Below are 16,851 nucleotides of genomic sequence, written 5' to 3' on the forward strand. Positions count from 1 at the left end.
GGTCTCGGTGTTGTGGGCGTTGCTTCGCGACGATCGGGTATTCACCCCCGCTCCGCCGGTCGCGCTCACGGCTTGACAACTTCATTGAGACTCCTGATCGTTGAGCTGTCGGATGACGGTCTCGATTCCACGCTTCGGCGGGCCGCCGCGGTGGTCATCTGCTCCGGAGACCCATGTCGCCGGCGCAAGTGACCGAAGATCCGGGGGCTCGTCCATCGGCTGCCGGTGGTGTGTGTGTCTGCCCGATCATGCTGCGACGATATCGGCTGCTCGACCGCAGGGCAGCGCGAGCCTGCCCCACCGATCGACGCTCCACCCGCCGATCGGTCTATCGGATTTCGGTCAGGGTAGAACTTGCGGGATCAAGTCCGGACGAAGATGGCCGACCAGGGCACCGATCACGGAGCCGACAAGTGAGCCGGCGCCGGATCCGGTGGCCGACCCCACGGCGGAACCGACCGAGCCTCCCGCGGACGAGCCGTTCAACACCGGATCGGGGATCAGTGCGTGCGGGTTGGTAGCGATGTCCTCGCTCTCCTGCAAGGGAATGCCGGCCACGGGCGTGGCTCGATCGGTCGCGGTATCGGCGGCGGACGGACCGGCGAGGACTATGGTCGCGGCCATCGACAGTGCGCCGAACGCCACCACGCCTGTTGCCTTGACCAAGTTGTTTCCCATCATTTCAGCTCACCTCTCCGACCCTCGGAACAGGCGAGGGCGTGATACACCGGCCGGAGGCACTCCGGCCACCTGAATCATAGGCAGCCGGGCTCGGGGTTCGAACGAAGAATGTGATCGATAACGATGCGCGGCAGCCGGATTCGTGATCGGTCGGGTAGGAGGGCACGCCGTGGTCCGGCTGAACCCTGGGCATCGCATCGTGTATCGTTCGGTCGCCTTGTCCATCCGTACCGGTGCGCGGTCCCGGCTCTTGCGCGGATCGGTCGGCCGGAATATCGCATCGACTCGCCATCGGTCGGCCGATTCACACCGACGGCTGATCGAATTGTGCGGTCGGCACCTCCGGAAGAATTCGATGGCGATGCCGGAGCGATGAGTTCGTCGTCCGCAACGCTCGGGGCGCCGACAGAAACAGGTATACCCAGGGCCGACCAACCGGTGCATCGGCGATGCGCATTTCGGAAACTGATGGGGTAGCGCCGACCGTCGCATCCGTGACCGCTTCCGGTCGGTTCGTGAGCCCATTGATTGAGAGGGGACGGTGATGGATGATCGACAGATCTCAGTGGATCCCGACGGATTCGATGCCGCCATGGAAGCGCTTGTCATGGATGATCCGCACCCGAATGGTTCCGTCGCGGACAGCCCCTCGCACTGGCTACGCCGGGCGTTGTATGCCTATGAATGGGCGAAGCAGGCCTGCCGAGAGGCCGATGCGCGATCGGATGCCCGGGCGATCGGGCCCGGACGGGCACGTGCCGCTGTGTTGCGCTATGAGGCTCGTCAGCACGAACAGCAGGTCGTGCGGTGAACGAGCGAGTGTCAGCCCGGGTCGGGTGCCGTTTTGGTGGCTACACCCATGACGAGTGGCCGGACGATCGGGGGCATGCGCCGCCACGAGGTTTCCTGCACCTCGCCGACCTCCAGCCCACGCGCCCGGATCAACTGGAGGGTCGCGCGATTACAGTGGCAGCCCTCGGCGAATCGGCGCCACGGGCCGGCCAGGCGGTCCTGCCAGCGGGCGAGCCGCGGCGATTCGGAACGTACATGCTCGATGAACAACAGCCGGCCGCGGGGATGCAGTACGCGCTCGATCTCCCGTAGTGCCGCGTCCGGGTCTGCCACGGTGCACAACACGAGCGTCGAGACGACAGTGTCCACGGTTCCATCCGTGAATGGCAGCCGTTCCGCCGAGGCGTCGACTACGCGTGCCCTGTCTCGCCCACGGCCCAGCCGTCGCGCCAACCGGATACGCATCGCGGCTTCCGGTTCGGTCAGGGTCAGCTCGTCGAGGCCGTGGGGGTAGTACTGCAGGTTGAGGCCGGTACCGCTGCCGAGTTCGACGGTCCGCCCCCGTGCACGGCCGAGTAGATCCCGTCGGCGATCGGCCATACCCGACTTTTCACCCAGCCAGAGCAGGGGGTCGTACAGCGCCGCGAACACTCGTGCCCAGAGGCTCGAGCCAATCCCCGCCGTCGCCGGTACAGCGCCGCTGCTCACAGGTTCGACCGTACGCCGGGGCCCGTCCTGGCGCACGCGAATGCCGGTCGATTTCCGGTGTGGGGCGGCGGACACCTACCCGACCGGCGAACCATTCTCGATACGTAGATATGCGTATCTATCGAAATTCGCGGTTCCGGGCACCCCAGCACATGAATGGGCGGACCGGGTTCACACGCAACGGGTGAGGCGTTCGGCCGCGAAGCGGACTTGGGTGAGATCCGATCACTTCTCGGGAGGCGGAGGCGGGATATGACGACCTACCGGACAGGCCCCGGAGACGCTCCGGTGATGCAGGGCGTGGCCGCGGTGACCTCGATCGCCGCCGCGGTGCTGTTGCTCGCGGTGGGTGTGCTTTCGATTCTGGCGGGGATCTCGGCGGTCGCCGGCGACGAGCTCTTCGTAACCGGACCGAACTATATTCTCCAGTTCGACACCACCACCTGGGGCTGGATCCACGTCGTACTGGGCATACTGCTGGTGATCGCGGCTCTGGCCCTGATGTCGGGCGCGCTGTGGGCGCGCGTCACAGCGGTGGTCCTGGCCGGGCTGTCGATCATCGCGAACTTTCTGTGGATGCCCTACTACCCGTGGTGGTCGATCGCGCTCATCGCGATCGATCTGGTGGTTATCTGGGCGGTATCCACCTGGCGGCCGGAACAGATGTAGGACCGGTCTTCACAGCTATACCTCCGCGCCTCGTCCGAGGTCCCGGCCTGGTCATCATGCGCCGTCGGCCCCTTCTTCACACGGTGTGCCGGAGATCCGAGGGCCTGTGATCACCCAGCCATTCGTGCGCGAGCATCGACATCACGGTGGCGTCGATCCACTCGTCCCGATAGCGCAGTGACTGGCGGAGGACTCCTTCTTCACGAAAGCCCACCTTCTCGTAGACACGGTGGGCGCGGCGGTTGAAGGCATAGACCTCGAGTGCGATCCGGTGCACGCCGAGCCGCTCGAAGCCGTAGCCGACGATCAGGCGCGTGGCCTCGGTGCCGAGCCCGCGTCCGCGTCCGGCGGGGCCGAGCAGGATACGGAAGTTGCAGCTGCGGTTGGCGGGGTCCCACTGGTTGAGCACCGCTTCTCCCACGCACCGGCTGTCGATGGTGTCCACGACCGCGAGATCGAGCCGGTCCCGCTGGGCGGCCCGGCCGGCGTACCAGTCGCGGAATTTCGCGGCCTCGGCCGGATCCTCGGGGGCGAACGCTTCCGCCTCGTCGTGGACGCTACCCGTAAGCCGGCGGACCTCCGGATCGCGCAGCGCCGCACGGATGGCGTCGAGGTCCGCGTCGACGAACGGGCGGAGCTGCACCTTTCGACCGGTGAGCACCGGTTTGACAGAAAAATCCGCGAGCTGGGTCATCACCGGATCATGAGGATCGGTCCGCCGATCGGCCAACTCCGGCCCGGTCGCGCCGGGATCAGATCCTGGTGACGGCGAGCGAAAGCAGTACCGCGTTGAGCGCGGTGACGAGAGCGGCCACGGACCAGGCCGCCACCGTGGTGAACCGGTGGTTGGTGTCGTAACCCATCAGGTTCCGATCGCTGGTGAAGCGAACCAGCGGGATCAACGCGAAGGGTATGCCGAAGGACAGGATCACTTGGGAGATGATCAGTGCCCGGGTCGGATCGACCCTGGCGACCAGGACCGCCAACGCGGGGATCAGTGTGATCATGCGGCGCACGACCAGCGCTACGTGCCGGTGGAGGAGGCCTTGCATGATCATGGCGCCGGCGTAGGCGCCGACCGAGGTCGATGCCACACCCGAGGCGAGCAGGCCGGTCGCGAGCACCGCTCCGGCCGCCGGACCCAGCACGTCGCCGATCCCGGCGAACGCCGCGTCCAAAGAGGTGGCCTCGGTGCGGCCGTGCAGTGTGCCGGCGGCCACCAGCAACATCGCCAGATTGACCGCGCCGGCCAAGAGCATGGCCATACCGACGTCGCTGCGGGTCGCCCGTAGCAACCGAACGAGTTCCGGATGTGTCCGCGGCCGGCCGTGCCGATCCCGGACCAGCCCGGAATGCAGATATACCGCGTGGGGCATCACGGTGGCGCCGATTATGGCGGCGGCGAGCACCATACTCTCGGTTCCGTCGAGATGTGGCACGGTGCCACCTATCGCGCCGGAAACCGATGGGCGCGCCAGGACTGCGCCGGCGAGAAAGCCCAGGGCGATAATGGTGAGCAGGCCTATCGCGGCCCGTTCGAAGGGCTGTTGCCCGAACCGGTTCTGTATCGCCAGCACTATCATCGAAGCGATGCCGGTGACGGCCCCGCCCACAACGGGCGGAAGGCCGAACATGATGTGCAACGCGATAGCACCGCCCACCACTTCGGCGATATCCGTCGCCATGGCGACGGTTTCCGCCTGCACCCAGTACGCCAGCCGCACCGGGCGGCTGGTATGGCCACGGACCAGCTCGGGCAGCGTCCGGCCCGTGGCCAGTCCGAGTTTCGCGGACAGGTACTGCACCAGGCCCGCTACGACGTCGGCTACGACGATCACCCACACCAGCAGGTACCCGAATCGCGCGCCCGCACTGATATTGGCAGCCACATTACCGGGATCGACATACGCGATCGCCGCCACGAAAGCGGGGCCGAGCAGCACCGCCGCCGAGCGAATTCGTACCAGCGTTGCTCGTCGAGACACGAAACCGGCCGCGCCCACGAATCCCGATAGTACGGTCGGCCGGAGTCGGTGGGTTCGCGCGGCCGGATCGGGGTGATGCCGTCGGCCACGCGTATTCGATTCGCCGCCGCGCCGGCCGGACCGGCGCTCGTGCGAACCGGCGGTCGGTCGTTTGCCCGGCGCCGCCGGCGCGGATGAAACCCGAGCGGCTCTCCGGACCGCCGGGCCGAATCCGGTGACGTTGTACCCGCTGCCGGGGCCCTCGTGCTCTGCCGTGATTCCGGTACGGGCGGCGAGGGTGGGAAACACCGATCTGGTGCGGCGGAGGAGGTTGTCATGAGAACGCGGAACCCGGTCGTGTGCCGAGGGCTCGGTGACGGTGGGGGTCAGCCGTGTTGATGTGGTACGGCACCGGGATGAGCGGTTGGGGTATCGGGCTGATGGCCGTCGGCACGATCCTGTTCTGGGCGCTGGTGGTCTCGGGATCCGTGCTGCTGGTCCGATACATGGCCTCGTCCGCGTCACTGCCCCCCAGGGGGTGGGCGAGTCCGCGGCAGGTGCTCGCTGAGCGGTACGCCCGGGGTGAGATCACCGACGACGAGTACGCGCGGCGTATGAAAGTGCTCGATTCGCACCCCGATGTCTGAACAGCGGGAGTCGAGGCGTTCGGAGTCGGCCCGCCCTGGTGAGGTGCCGCCGACGGTGACGGAGTATTCGGTGCTCGGCGGATGGGCCCGTGGGGTCCGGCGGTGGATCGAACCCGGACTGCTGGTGTCGGTGGCGTCGGCGCTGGCCGGTGGCCTGATCGCCTGGGCCGTCGGCTCGTCGGGTGTCGCCGACGCCTTCTGGATCGTGGCGACCGGGGTGGCGTTGATACCTGCCGTGTGGTGGATGGTGGCCACCATCTCGAAAGGACGTGCCGGGGTCGATCTCATCGCGGTGTTGTCCCTGGTCGGCACCCTGGTGGTGGGGGAGTATCTGGCCGGTGCGTTGATCGCTGTCATGCTGGCGACCGGTCGCACGCTGGACGCCGCCGCGCAGCGGCGGGCCGCGCACGATCTGCGAGCGCTGCTCGAGCATGTCCCGCGATCCGCGCGGCGCCGCAGCGGCAGTGAGGTGACCACGGTCGCGCTCGACGATATAGCCGTCGGCGACATCGTGGTTGTCGCGACCGGCGAGGTGGTCCCGGTCGACGGGCGGATCCTCGGACCGCCCGCGGTCCTGGACGAGTCGGTGCTGACGGGTGAGCCGCTGCAGGTCGAACGCGATATCGGGGAGCCGGTGCGCTCCGGGGTCGTCGATGCCGGTGCGACCTTCGAGATCCGCGCCACCGCGACTGCGGAGGCCAGCACCTACGCCGGCATCGTGCGACTGGCACAGCAGGCCGGTGCCGAGAACGCGCCGGTAGTGCGCCTGGCCGACCGGTATGCGACCTGGTTCCTGCCGCTCACCCTGCTGGTCGCAGTGGGTGCGTGGGTATTCAGCGGCTCGCTGGTGCGCGCGGTGGCGGTCCTGGTGGTGGCGACACCGTGTCCCTTGCTCCTGGCCGCGCCGGTGGCCATCGTGTCGGGGCTTTCTCGCGCCTCCCGGCAAGGGGTGATCATCCGCAGCGGCGGGGCACTGGAGAATCTCGGCCACGCGAAGACCTTGGTCATGGACAAGACCGGTACGCTCACCGCCGGCCGACCGGCGGTGACCGACGTGATCGCCGCGCCCGGCGACGACCCCGCCGACGCGCTTCGGCTGGCGGCCTCGCTCGATCAACTGTCGCCGCATGTGCTGGCCGAAGCGATCGTCACCGAAGCGTTGGCTCGCGGCCTGGTGCTGTCGCTGCCGTCGGATGTCGGCGAGCAACCCGGACGCGGAATGCGGGGTGTGGTGGACGGGCACCGTGTCGAGGTCGGGAAGTTACTCGACACAGTGACCGGCGAACAGTGGGCGCGAGCGGCGCTGAACAGGGCGGCCCTGGACTCAGCGGCTATCGCGTGGATCGCCGTCGACAGCCGGCTCACCGCCGCGATACTGCTGCGTGACCCGCTCCGCCGCGACGCCCCACGGACGGTGCGTCGCCTACGCCGAGCCGGGCTCGACCGGCTGGTCATGCTCACCGGCGACCGGCCCGAACCCGCCCGCGAGGTCGCCACCGTCCTGGGCCTGGATGAGGTGTACGCCGGACAGAGCCCCGCCGACAAAGTGCACGCGGTGCGGCGCGAACGTGAGGTCGCGGTCACGGTGATGGCCGGCGACGGCGTCAACGACGCACCGGCGCTCGCCGCGGCCACGGTTGGCGTCGCCATGGGCGCGCGCGGCTCGACCGCCTCCTCCGAAGCCGCCGATATCGTGCTGGCCACCGACCGCTTGGACCGTCTCGCCGACGCGATGGACACCGCACGCTGGTCGCGCCACATCGCGATCCAGAGCGCAGTGGCCGGTATGGGCTTGTCGCTGATGGCGATGATCGTCGCGGCACTCGGCCTGCTGCCGCCGGCAGCCGGCGCATTACTACAGGAGGTCATCGACGTGGCGGTCATCGTCAACGCTCTGCGCGCGCTACGGGGCAACCCCGCTGCCCGCGTACAGCTGCCTCCCGAAACCGGACAACTGCTGTACCGCTTCGCGGGCGAACACGACGAACTGCGGGACACCCTCGGCCTGCTCCGTTCCGCCGCCGACCGGCTCGCCCGACGCCCCGACCGGGCGGCGTTGTCCGCGGTGGAAGACGCGCACCGGTTCCTCGTCGATCGCCTGTTACCGCACGAAACGGCCGAAGAAACCCAGCTGTATCCGGCATTGGCCGGACCACTCGGCAGTAGCGAAGCCACCGCCACCATGAGCCGGACCCATGCCGAGATCCAGCGATTGGTCCTCCGTATCGGCACCCATCTCCGGCTGGCACGTGCCACCGGACATATTCCCACCGACCAGATCGACGATCTGCTCGCCTGCCTCTACGGCCTGCACACTCTGCTGCAGTTGCACTTCTTGCAGGAAGAAGAGAACTACTTCACGCTCGCCGACGACGACTCCGCACCACCACACACCACCGCACCTTCCCTACAGCAATGACCACCGTGGCGAACACGGTTGTATGGAGGAGGTGAGTCGGCAGTGTCCTCGACAGTGACCGGAACAGAATCCGGTGTCAGAGAGTCCGGCTGAGGAACTGGCGGGTGCGCGCGTGTTCGGGGTTTCCGAAGAACTTCTCCGGCGGCGCCTCCTCGACGATCTTTCCGTCGCTCATGAAGACCACCCGGTCGGCCGCTGCCTTCGCGAAGCCCATCTCGTGGCTCACGACGACCATCGTCATACCCTCGTCGCGCAGGCGCAGCATGACGTCGAGGACCTCGTTGACCATCTCGGGGTCGAGCGCGGAGGTGGGTTCGTCGAACAGCATGACCTCCGGTCGCATGGTGGCCGCGCGGGGTCTCCCTGGAGATGGGTACGATTCCGGGCCTGTTCTCCCGCCTGGCCGACCTGGACCAGGTCGTCGCGATCAAGGACAGCACCGGTGACTGGCTCGCCATGCTGGATACCGTCGAAACAGTGTCGGACCGGGTACGGGTATTCGGGAGTTTCCTGCACCGGCGCGGCCTCGCCGCGCTCCTCGAACTCGGCGGCGACGGGAACATCGACGGTGGCGGCGTGGGCGCACCCTACGCGGTGCCGTTCTACCGCGCGGTCGCGGCGCGCGATGCCGGGACCGCGCGCGAATGGGTGGACAAGTACAAAGCTCTGTCGGGGCGGCTGGTCAACCCCGACTACAGCGGTGTGTACGCCTCACCCATTCCGCAGCTGAAGGCCGTGATGAAGCTCCTCGGGCAGCCGGGCGGCGAGGTCCGTGAACCCCTGCTGCCCATCACGGATCCGGCGACACTCGACGCCCTCCGCGATATCGTCGCCGCCTCCGGTATCGTCGCCGCGTCCGCCCGCGCCGTAGGAGCCGGCCGTGCGGCGTGAACTCGATGCGGTGGTCGTCGGCGCGGGAATTGTCGGTGCGGCGGCAGCGCTGGCGCTGACCCGCGCGGGTTCCCGTGTCGCCGTACTCGACCGCACGGCACCCAACACCGCGGGTTCCGGCACTACTGCCGGGAATCTGCACATCCAGACCATTCACACCCGGCGCCCCGGCCAGGGCACACCGGTGGACGTCGAAAAGCTGCTCCCGCTGCAGAAGGCCGCGAGTGGACTGTGGGACATGCTCGGCGAGAGCGTGCCCGGCCTCCGCCTCAACCGATGTGGCGGATTCATGGTCGCCGAGACCGACGAACAGGTACGCGCGCTGCACAGGAAATACCGGTGGGAACAGTCCGCCGGCATACCGACCGAGGTCCTCACCGGTGCCGAAGCCCGGCGGGCGCTGCCGTTGCTCGGGCCGACCGTCGAAGCCGCCACCTGGTGCGCCTGGGACGGATACGCCGAACCCGATATGGCAGGTCCGGCGCTGCTGCGGCAGGCGATCGCCGAGGGCGCCACCCTGCACCCGCATACCCCGGTCACCGGCCTGGAACGCACGGGCGGTGAATGGGTCGTGACGACACCGGGGAAAACCTGGCGGGCGCCGGTGGTGATCGACGTGGCTGGACCGTGGCTGGCTGCGATCGTCGCGCCGGCCGGAATCACCCTGGATCTCGCACCCACCTCGCTGCAGATGCACGCGCTGGATGCCGAGCCGAACACTCTCGACGTACTGGTACAGCATGTGGGCGAGGGGATGTCGATCAAACAGGATCGGCGGCATCGGCTCGTACTCGGGGGAGGCTGGCCCGCCGGACCGTTCCACGAGCACCACGCCGCACCGATCCGCGACGACAGCACCGTCGGCAATCTCGCGCAGGTCGAGCGCCTGCTCCCATCTCTGCACCGATATCCCTTGCGCGCCACCTGGACCGGACCGGTTGTCACGACACCGGACGAGATGCCGGTCATCGGCGGGCTCGACGACGCGCCAGGACTTTTCGTCGCGGGCGGTACGTATTCCTTCACCTTCGCGCCGCTGTGGGCGCAGGCCCTCACCGCGATGGTGCACGGGAACACCACCGATATCGATCTCTCGGCGTTCTCTCCCGCTCGACTCGTCCAGTTACCGACACACTGACAAGAAGAGGATTGGCATGGCTTCGGTCACGATGTTCGTCAACGGGCAGGCGATGTCCGGCGGCACTCTGCACGACGCGCTGCACCGCGCGCGGTTCCTCGGCGCGGTCGACACCGCGCCGAGGTACCGGTTCTATTCCGTGCGCGGCGAGTTCCCCGGTCTGCACCCGGTCACCAGCGGAGGCGTCGCGGTGCCGGGAGAACTCTACGAGGTCGAGTACGACCTACTGCGTGACGAGCTGCTCCCGCGGGAGCCGGAAGAACTCGAGCTCGGTGTCATCGAATTGGCGGACGGCAGCGGCTCGCTGTCGATGCGGATGCGCCGCAGCGCCCTCGACGCACCGGGTGTGATCGATATCAGCGACCGCGGCGGCTGGGTCGCGTATCGGAAGGAGATGTCGTGAAAGTCGTACGCGGCGGAACCGTCGTCGAATCCCACTGGTCGGCACCGGCGGATCTGGTGATCGACGACGGCCGGATCGTGGCGGTGCTCGCGCCGGGCACCGAGGTCGATGCCGCGGCGGAAATCATCGATGCCACCGGGAAACTGGTCCTACCCGGCGGCGTGGACCCGCACTGCCATGTCGGATTCACCTCTGGCGAGTTCACCTCCCTGGACTCCTACCGCGAATGCACCACCGCGGCGGTTTTCGGCGGCACCACCACGATCGTCGACTTCGCCATCCCCCGGCCGGGTCAGCGACCGCTCGACGCGGCCGAGAGACAGCGCGCGAAAGCGGTCGAGGGACTGTGCGATTCGGCCCTGCACGCGTGCGTCGTCGAATGGGACGACACCACCGCGGATCAACTGGCCGCCCTGGCCGCCGCCGGCATCCGCACGGTGAAGATGTTCACCACCTACGCGGGCGAGACGATGGCGAACGAGCACACCATCCTCAATACGATGCAGACCACCCGCGATCTCGGCGGCAGGGTCGTCATCCACTGCGAATCGGACGCCATCGTCACCGACGCGCAGAATCTGGCCGCCGCCGCGGCCCGTGTCGACGCATCGCATATGGCCGATACCCGGCCGGAGCTGGCCGAAACCGCCTCGGTCGCGGCGATTCTGGCGATCGCGGAATCGCAGCGGGCCCCCGTCTACTTCGTCCATCAATCGACACCGGCGGCCGTCGAGCTGGTCGCGGACGCACGGAAGCGGGGGCTGGTGGCCTTCACCGAAGCCGTCGCCCACCACCTGATACTCGACGACTCCGAATACGGCGGCGCGCAACCGGAGCGTTTCGTGTGCTGCCCGCCGCTGCGCTCGGCCGCGACCGTGGAAGCACTCGGCCGCCACCTGTTCACCGGCCACATCACCACCATCGGATCCGATCACTGCTGCTACGACACCGCCCAGAAACAGCGGCACAGTCACGATGTCCGGCATATGCCGAACGGGCTACCCGGGGTCGAGACCCGCCTGCCGGTGATCTACTCCCGCTACGTCGGCGGCCTCGGCCTGTCCGCGAGCCGATTCGTCGAACTGACCGCGGCCGGCCCGGCCCGCACGAACGGTCTGTATCCACGAAAGGGCTCGCTGATGCCCGGCGCGGACGCCGATATCGCCCTGTGGGATCCGGACCTCGAATGGACCGTCACGGTCGACACGCTGCACATGGCGACCGACTACACCCCGTACGAAGGGCGACGGCTGCGGGGCAAGCCCGTCACCGTGCTCGTCCGCGGCACGGTCGTCGTGCACGACGGAGAACTGGTCGACCCCACGCCCCGGGGACGTCATGTCGAGGCGGCGCCTCTGGACTTCGAGGCCATTCCGACACTCGTCGACGTGGGCTGAGCACCCCGCGGATCCGGCGGTGCCCGCACGCTCGGCGCCGGCAAACCTCCAGCCGGTCGATCCGGGCATTGAGCCCATGAACTCGGTGACATTCTTCTCTGACCCGTGGCGTGCGTCGGTAGGAACATCGAGGAAGGAGCCGGCCCGGAAAGGGTGGTAAGGATGTCGGAGCAGGCGGCGGCGCAGTGGTTGCAATATCGGATGATCCTCCGGCATCTCTGGGCCCTGCGGCCGAGCAATCCGAATGCGCTGCTGCGCCCGGTCGACCGGATCGAGTCCGTCGTGCTCCTGGTGGCTGCGGTGATCGTACTGGTGGTGGTTCCGGTCGCCGGGACCGTCGGCACGGTGGTCTATGCGAACGGTGCGACAGCGGTGACCGGTGTCTGTGCAGGCCTCGGGATCGTCGCCGGGGGCTGGCTGAGCGCGTGGTGTCTGATGTTCGGCAGTGCGCGCCTCGCCGCCCGCCGCCGGGACCGCTATTGGGACCGCCACTGGCGTTCGTTCGTCCGCGCGGCGGAGAACAGCTCCCCCGGAGACACACAGGAAGGCAGCCCATGACCGACTCGGTATCCGGTTCCGGAGAACACACCACGCCGCCGGTGGTCGCGGCGGTGGACGGTTCACCCGGTTCGAATCGGGCGGTGGCCTGGGCCGCCGTCGAAGCGAGTATCCACGGGTGCGGTCTGCACCTGCTCAACTCGTGGATACTGCCGGTCGGCTTCGGGCCCGAAGCCACCCTGACCGAGGACGACCTGCGGGTGTTGCACGACGAGGCCGGCCGGCTGCTGGCCGGGGCCGAGCACGTCGCCCGGACCGCCGCGTCGGATCCCGGCCTCGTGATCACCACCGAGGCGATCGACAAGCTCGTCGTGCCGGCTCTCGTCGAGCGGTCGGATTCGGCCCGGATGCTGGTCGTCGGGAGCCGGGGACTCGGAGCCTTCCAGCGGGGGCTGATCGGCTCGGTGAGCACCGCCGTGGCCCAGCACGCTCGATGCCCGGTCGCGGTGATCCACGCGGACGCGCCGCTGGACGTGGCCGCGGCGACTCGTCCGGTGCTGGTGGGTGTCGACGGCAGCGGAAACAGCGTCCCGGCCGTGGAACTGGCGTTCGACGAGGCAGCACGCCGGAGAGTCGGAGTGGTCGCCGTGCACGCCTGGAGCGATACCAGTGGATACGAGATCCCGCTCCGGCACCGGGACGGTGCGCGGGACTCGGCCATGGCGCTGCTCGCCGAGAACCTCGCCGGGTATGCGGAGAAGTACCCGGATGTGCCGGTCGAGCGCCTCGTCACGGCGGACCGCCCGGTGCGTTCGCTGCTCGACGCGTCGGCGGATGCTCAGCTGGTCGTCGTCGGTAGCCACGGCCGGGGTGGTTTCGCGAGCATGCTGCTGGGATCCACCAGCAACGCGCTGCTGCACGCCGTGGAGACTCCGATCGTCATCGTTCGCGCGCGCGGCCAGCGCTGACACATTCTCGCCGAGTAGGTCCCGGCGTGCCGCTCGAAACATCGGAGGAGATTGCTGTGCGAACACCGGAACAGCCGGATACCCGGTCACGGATTTTCGAGGACCGCAGCGATGCCGGACGGGCGCTGGCGCGGCTGCTGGAGCGGTATCGCGGCGACCCCGAGGTCCTGGTGCTCGGGCTGGCACATGGTGGGATCCCGGTCGCGTGGGAGATCGCCGACGCATTACGGGCACCGATGGATGCGCTCATCGTGCGCAAGCTCGGCCTCCCGGACCACCCCGAATTCGCGATCGGGGCCCTGGCCTCCGGCGGGCGCGTGGTCCTGAACGACGACATCGTGCGGGCGCTGCGCCTATCCACCGACACGGTGCAGGAAATAGCGCGTGACGAGGCGGCGGAACTGGCTCGCCGGGAAGCGGTCTACCGTGCCGGCCGCGGCCCACTGGATGTGTCGGGCCGGACGGTGATCCTCGTCGACGACGGCCTCGCCACCGGCGCGGGCATGGTCGCCGCCGTCGAAGCGATCCGGAGCGGCGAACCGAAGCGGATCGTCGTGGCCCTGCCCGCCGCACCCGAGTCCACCTGCCACGAACTCGGCGTCGCGGTGGACGAACTCGTCTGTGCGACGATGCCCTCGCCGTTCCGTGCGGTCGGGGAATCATACTGGGATTTCATACAGGTCACCGACGAGCAGGTCCGGCAATTGATGGCGACACCGACCGGCGGCGCTCCGTCGCGGCACCGCTCGGATGCCGAGATACTGCGCGCGGCGGCCATCGACGCGCCCGGTGGCGTACCAGCTTTCGACGACCTCGCCGACCTGATCGGTGATGCCCGGTTCGTGCTGATCGGGGAGAGTTCGCACGGTACGCACGAGTTCTATGCCGCCCGTGCGCAGATCACTCGATGGCTTATCGAGGAGCACGGGTTCACCGCGGTGGCCGCCGAGGCCGACTGGCCCGACGCCTATCGGGTCAACCGTTATGTCCGTGGCCACGGGGACGATCGGGACGCGTCCGACGCGTTGGCCGGATTCGAGCGGTTTCCGGCGTGGATGTGGCGCAATACGGTTGTGCGTGACTTCGTCACCTGGCTGCACACCCACAACACCCGGTGCCGTACCGCCGGCGCCCCGTCGGCCGGGTTCTACGGTCTCGATCTGTACAGCCTGCATCGTTCGATGCGCGAAGTGATCCGTTACCTCGAAGACGCGGATCCGCGCGCCGCGCGCCGCGCCGCGGCCCGCTACGCGTGCTTCGACCAGGTGTCGGGCGACGACGGCGAGGCATATGGGTTCGCGGCGGCGTTCGGCGCCGGCCGGTCCTGCGAGAACCAGGCGATCGAACAGCTCGTCGAAATGCAGCGGGAACTGCTGGCCGCGACGTTGACGCACGGCCGGACGGCGGAGGAACAGTTCGATGTGCTCCGCAACGCCTGGTCGGTTCGTGACGCCGAGGCCTACTACCGCGCGATGTTCTCCGGACGCGTGCACTCGTGGAATCTCCGCGACCGGCATATGGCCCGAACCCTGGACGCGCTGGCCGCGCATCTGGTACGGCAAGGTGGATGCGGCGGTAGTTCCCGTGAACCCCGGATCGTGGTGTGGGCGCACAATTCGCACGTGGGCGACGCCCGGGCCACCGAAATGGGTGCCGAAGGCCAGGTCACCGTCGGTCAGCTCGTCAGGGAGCGGCACGGGCGCCACTGCCGCCTCCTCGGTTTCAGCACCGCCTCGGGGACGGTCACTGCTGCCCAGGAGTGGGGCGGCCCAGCCCTACGCGAAACCGTACGTCAGCCCCTTCCAGGCAGCGTGGAAAGCCAACTCAGCGATACCGGGAAGCCCGCGTTCCTGCTTCGGCTCGACCGTCCGTCCGCGGCGACGGAACTATTGGATATGCCGCGGATCCAGCGGGCGATCGGCGTGGTCTACAGCCCCGGAACCGAACGCCGCAGCCATTATTTCCATACCCGCGCGGCGCGGCAGTTCGACGGGCTCGTCCACATCGAGTCCACCACAGCCCTCCGGCCACTCGAACCGAGCGCACGTTGGAGTCCGGGCACCGTGCCGGAGAGCTACCCGACCGGTCTGTGAACCCGTCGGCCGCCGGTTGCGCGCGTGCGCCGGCAACCCGCTATCTCGGTCTCGATACCCGAGGGGATCGTCTGGATATCGGGCGTGGTGTCGTAATCCCCGGTGACCCCGACTGCAGCCGATCGCGACAGCTCACGATCGCGACGGTCGTGCGGACCCGCGGCGCGACTATGCGGCGGCCAGCCGGCCCGGGGGCACGTCCTGCCCGAAGGCATGCAGCGCGAAGCCCAGTGCGGCGATGTACGCGAGGTTCACGCCCAACTGACCGCCGAGCAACAGCGGCGCCCGGTGGGGTTGCCGGAGGAGGCGGATCATCGAACGCAGGGTGTCGCGCGCGTCGCGGAGCAGCTCCGTCCGCCGCACCGCGATCGCGACGATCAGCCCGGAGATCGCCGCCGCGATGCCGGCACCGATCAGCACGGTCCGGCCCCCGGCAGGGTGGCCGAGAACAGCTGTCCGGTCCCGCCGGGCCAGAGGCCTACCGTGGCCAATTCCGTGATGTGCAGGACCATACCGGTGCCGACACGGCTCCGACAGGCGGTGGCCGATGACATTGGTCCTCGTCCCGGTGCACCTTCCGCACTATCGGCCATGAGTGCCGATGACGAATGTGGTGAGGAACAGTATGTTCCGCCGTTTCGGCAACGGGGGCTGCTGTGGGACAGGTCCGCCGGAGGGAGCTGATCACCGTGCGTGCACGTGACATAATGAGCCGTCCCGTCGTCACGGTCCACCGGGAGACACCGCTCTCGGAAGCGGTAGGGCTCCTGACCAGTTACGGTTTTGCGGCGCTGCCGGTGGTCGACGACCGGGAGCGGGTGGTCGGCCTCCTGTCGGAGTCCGATGCCATGGCCGCGCTCGAATCCCGGCACGCCTCGGCGGTGGTGGGGGTGGCGATGTCGACCCCGGTGGAGGTGGTCGAGCCCACGACAGAGGTATCGGACGTGGTGAAGGCCGCGCTCGATCACCATCGCCGGTCGCTTCCGGTCGTCGCGGCCGGGGTGCTCGTCGGCGTCATATCGCGTAGTGATCTGCTCCGTGCCTTCGCATTGAACCAGGGTGTGATCGAGGCGCGGGTGTGCTCCCTGCTCGACGACTATTCGGGCAGCCACCGCGGATGGGAAGTCGAGGTCGTCGACGGGACGGTCACCGTCCGAGGTTCCTGTGCCGACGAGGCCGAGCGGCGCGTCCTGACGGCCATGATCCGAACGGTCGCCGGGGTCGAGGAAGCCCGAGTGGTGGATACCGCGCACATTCGGTCCGCCGGATGACGTTCCAGGACGGGGCCCGGCCCGGCCGGATCCGGCCGGGCCGGCGCCGGCGGCGGTGCACGTGCCCACACTGTCGATCGTCGGGGTGATGATCCGCAGGTGCTCGAGCGCAACCGGTCGGAGGTACGGCAGATACCCGGCGACACCGAGTGGGTCGTGGTGCCCGGCGCCACGCATTTCTTCGCGGAACCGGAGCCATGGAACGGGTCGCCGAACTGGCTCGCGGTCGACTTATCGCGCGGTAGGCGTCTGTACCTGCCCACCGGGGCGGCCCCACGCGCACTGCGGTGCTGATAGGTGACCTTCTTCTCT

18 protein-coding genes and 1 pseudogene are annotated in these 16,851 nt (G+C 68.4%); 13 read left to right on the top strand and 6 right to left on the bottom strand.

Going from position 1 to position 16,851, the window contains the following annotated elements:
* Positions 1-342: 342 nt before the first annotated feature.
* Positions 343-681, bottom strand: coding sequence for a glycine zipper domain-containing protein (locus tag ABZV91_RS07500; protein ID WP_355236919.1), 339 nt, complete (start codon positions 679-681; stop codon positions 343-345).
* A 544-nt stretch (positions 682-1,225) separates the two neighbouring features.
* Here ABZV91_RS07500 and ABZV91_RS07505 point away from each other — a divergent pair.
* Positions 1,226-1,492, top strand: a complete 267-nt coding sequence (locus tag ABZV91_RS07505; protein ID WP_355236922.1) for a hypothetical protein — start codon at positions 1,226-1,228, stop codon at positions 1,490-1,492.
* Between the two features lie 11 nt (positions 1,493-1,503).
* On the opposite strand, the gene ABZV91_RS07510 is transcribed toward ABZV91_RS07505, so the two are convergent.
* The gene (locus tag ABZV91_RS07510; RefSeq protein WP_355236925.1) at positions 1,504-2,181 is read right to left on the bottom strand and encodes a class I SAM-dependent methyltransferase; all 678 of its coding nucleotides are present in this window, start codon (positions 2,179-2,181) and stop codon (positions 1,504-1,506) included.
* A 252-nt stretch (positions 2,182-2,433) separates the two neighbouring features.
* Here ABZV91_RS07510 and ABZV91_RS07515 point away from each other — a divergent pair, with 252 nt between their 5' ends.
* Positions 2,434-2,850 (top strand): hypothetical protein, encoded by a 417-nt coding sequence (locus ABZV91_RS07515; RefSeq protein WP_355236928.1) that lies wholly within the window; start codon positions 2,434-2,436, stop codon positions 2,848-2,850.
* Between the two features lie 76 nt (positions 2,851-2,926).
* Here the strand turns inward: ABZV91_RS07515 and ABZV91_RS07520 are convergent, their stop codons facing one another.
* Both ABZV91_RS07520 and ABZV91_RS07525 read right to left on the bottom strand, forming a co-directional pair.
* Positions 2,927-3,544 (bottom strand): GNAT family protein, encoded by a 618-nt coding sequence (locus ABZV91_RS07520; protein ID WP_355236930.1) that lies wholly within the window; start codon positions 3,542-3,544, stop codon positions 2,927-2,929.
* Between the two features lie 58 nt (positions 3,545-3,602).
* Entirely contained in the window at positions 3,603-4,853 is a 1,251-nt protein-coding gene (locus ABZV91_RS07525) for an Nramp family divalent metal transporter (RefSeq protein WP_355236933.1), read from the bottom strand.
* 377 nt (positions 4,854-5,230) lie between these two features.
* On the opposite strand from ABZV91_RS07525, the gene ABZV91_RS07530 reads away from it, so the two are divergent.
* Both ABZV91_RS07530 and ABZV91_RS07535 read left to right on the top strand, forming a co-directional pair.
* Positions 5,231-5,461 carry an SHOCT domain-containing protein gene (locus ABZV91_RS07530; RefSeq protein ID WP_355236936.1) on the top strand — a complete coding sequence of 77 codons (231 nt, stop codon included), beginning with the start codon at positions 5,231-5,233 and terminating at the stop codon, positions 5,459-5,461.
* A gap of 130 nt (positions 5,462-5,591) precedes the next feature.
* Positions 5,592-7,880, top strand: coding sequence for a heavy metal translocating P-type ATPase (locus tag ABZV91_RS07535; RefSeq protein ID WP_355237257.1), 2,289 nt, complete (start codon positions 5,592-5,594; stop codon positions 7,878-7,880).
* Positions 7,881-7,956: 76 nt separating this feature from the next.
* On the opposite strand, the pseudogene ABZV91_RS07540 reads toward ABZV91_RS07535, so the two are convergent.
* Positions 7,957-8,223, bottom strand: a pseudogene (locus tag ABZV91_RS07540) (ectoine/hydroxyectoine ABC transporter ATP-binding protein EhuA); the annotation flags it as partial.
* 26 nt (positions 8,224-8,249) lie between these two features.
* Here ABZV91_RS07540 and ABZV91_RS07545 point away from each other — a divergent pair.
* From ABZV91_RS07545 to ABZV91_RS07575, 7 genes are all read left to right on the top strand, one after another.
* Entirely contained in the window at positions 8,250-8,771 is a 522-nt protein-coding gene (locus ABZV91_RS07545) for a dihydrodipicolinate synthase family protein (RefSeq protein ID WP_355236939.1), read from the top strand.
* Positions 8,761-9,909: an FAD-dependent oxidoreductase gene (locus ABZV91_RS07550; RefSeq protein ID WP_355236942.1), complete on the top strand. Its 1,149-nt coding sequence runs from the start codon at positions 8,761-8,763 to the stop codon at positions 9,907-9,909. The genes ABZV91_RS07545 and ABZV91_RS07550 overlap by 11 nt, the downstream gene beginning before the upstream one ends.
* 16 nt (positions 9,910-9,925) lie before the next feature.
* Entirely contained in the window at positions 9,926-10,312 is a 387-nt protein-coding gene (locus tag ABZV91_RS07555; RefSeq protein ID WP_355236945.1) for a gamma-glutamylcyclotransferase, read from the top strand.
* The gene (gene hydA / locus ABZV91_RS07560; protein WP_355236948.1) at positions 10,309-11,709 is read left to right on the top strand and encodes a dihydropyrimidinase; all 1,401 of its coding nucleotides are present in this window, start codon (positions 10,309-10,311) and stop codon (positions 11,707-11,709) included. Before ABZV91_RS07555 ends, hydA begins: the two co-directional genes overlap by 4 nt.
* A 162-nt stretch (positions 11,710-11,871) precedes the next feature.
* Positions 11,872-12,267 (top strand): hypothetical protein, encoded by a 396-nt coding sequence (locus ABZV91_RS07565; protein ID WP_355236950.1) that lies wholly within the window; start codon positions 11,872-11,874, stop codon positions 12,265-12,267.
* Entirely contained in the window at positions 12,264-13,175 is a 912-nt protein-coding gene (locus ABZV91_RS07570; RefSeq protein WP_355236953.1) for a universal stress protein, read from the top strand. Before ABZV91_RS07565 ends, ABZV91_RS07570 begins: the two co-directional genes overlap by 4 nt.
* Before the next feature lie 56 nt (positions 13,176-13,231).
* Positions 13,232-15,268 carry an erythromycin esterase family protein gene (locus ABZV91_RS07575; protein ID WP_355236956.1) on the top strand — a complete coding sequence of 679 codons (2,037 nt, stop codon included), beginning with the start codon at positions 13,232-13,234 and terminating at the stop codon, positions 15,266-15,268.
* Positions 15,269-15,436: 168 nt separating this feature from the next.
* Here ABZV91_RS07575 and ABZV91_RS07580 read toward each other — a convergent pair whose 3' ends face one another.
* Positions 15,437-15,688: a hypothetical protein gene (locus tag ABZV91_RS07580; protein ID WP_355236959.1), complete on the bottom strand. Its 252-nt coding sequence runs from the start codon at positions 15,686-15,688 to the stop codon at positions 15,437-15,439.
* 269 nt (positions 15,689-15,957) lie between these two features.
* On the opposite strand from ABZV91_RS07580, the gene ABZV91_RS07585 reads away from it, so the two are divergent.
* Positions 15,958-16,539 (top strand): CBS domain-containing protein, encoded by a 582-nt coding sequence (locus ABZV91_RS07585; protein WP_355236962.1) that lies wholly within the window; start codon positions 15,958-15,960, stop codon positions 16,537-16,539.
* Between the two features lie 99 nt (positions 16,540-16,638).
* On the top strand, positions 16,639-16,833 hold the full coding sequence (locus ABZV91_RS07590) for a hypothetical protein (protein ID WP_355236965.1): 195 nt from the start codon (positions 16,639-16,641) through the stop codon (positions 16,831-16,833).
* Positions 16,834-16,851: the final 18 nt, after the last annotated feature.

The organism is Nocardia sp. NPDC004568 (assembly GCF_040609955.1).
Lineage (GTDB): Bacteria > Actinomycetota > Actinomycetes > Mycobacteriales > Mycobacteriaceae > Nocardia.

Excerpts from the sequence above, each read along its gene's own strand:
- ABZV91_RS07520 (WP_355236930.1), bottom strand. The coding sequence starts at position 3,544 with ATGACCCAGCTCGCGGATTTTTCTGTCAAACCGGTGCTCACCGGTCGA.
- ABZV91_RS07505 (WP_355236922.1), top strand. The coding sequence starts at position 1,226 with ATGGATGATCGACAGATCTCAGTGGATCCCGACGGATTCGATGCCGCC.
- ABZV91_RS07565 (WP_355236950.1), top strand. The coding sequence starts at position 11,872 with ATGTCGGAGCAGGCGGCGGCGCAGTGGTTGCAATATCGGATGATCCTC.
- ABZV91_RS07530 (WP_355236936.1), top strand. The coding sequence starts at position 5,231 with ATGAGCGGTTGGGGTATCGGGCTGATGGCCGTCGGCACGATCCTGTTC.
- ABZV91_RS07555 (WP_355236945.1), top strand. The coding sequence starts at position 9,926 with ATGGCTTCGGTCACGATGTTCGTCAACGGGCAGGCGATGTCCGGCGGC.
- ABZV91_RS07545 (WP_355236939.1), top strand. The coding sequence starts at position 8,250 with ATGGGTACGATTCCGGGCCTGTTCTCCCGCCTGGCCGACCTGGACCAG.
- ABZV91_RS07570 (WP_355236953.1), top strand. The coding sequence starts at position 12,264 with ATGACCGACTCGGTATCCGGTTCCGGAGAACACACCACGCCGCCGGTG.
- ABZV91_RS07515 (WP_355236928.1), top strand. The coding sequence starts at position 2,434 with ATGACGACCTACCGGACAGGCCCCGGAGACGCTCCGGTGATGCAGGGC.
- ABZV91_RS07500 (WP_355236919.1), bottom strand. The coding sequence starts at position 681 with ATGATGGGAAACAACTTGGTCAAGGCAACAGGCGTGGTGGCGTTCGGC.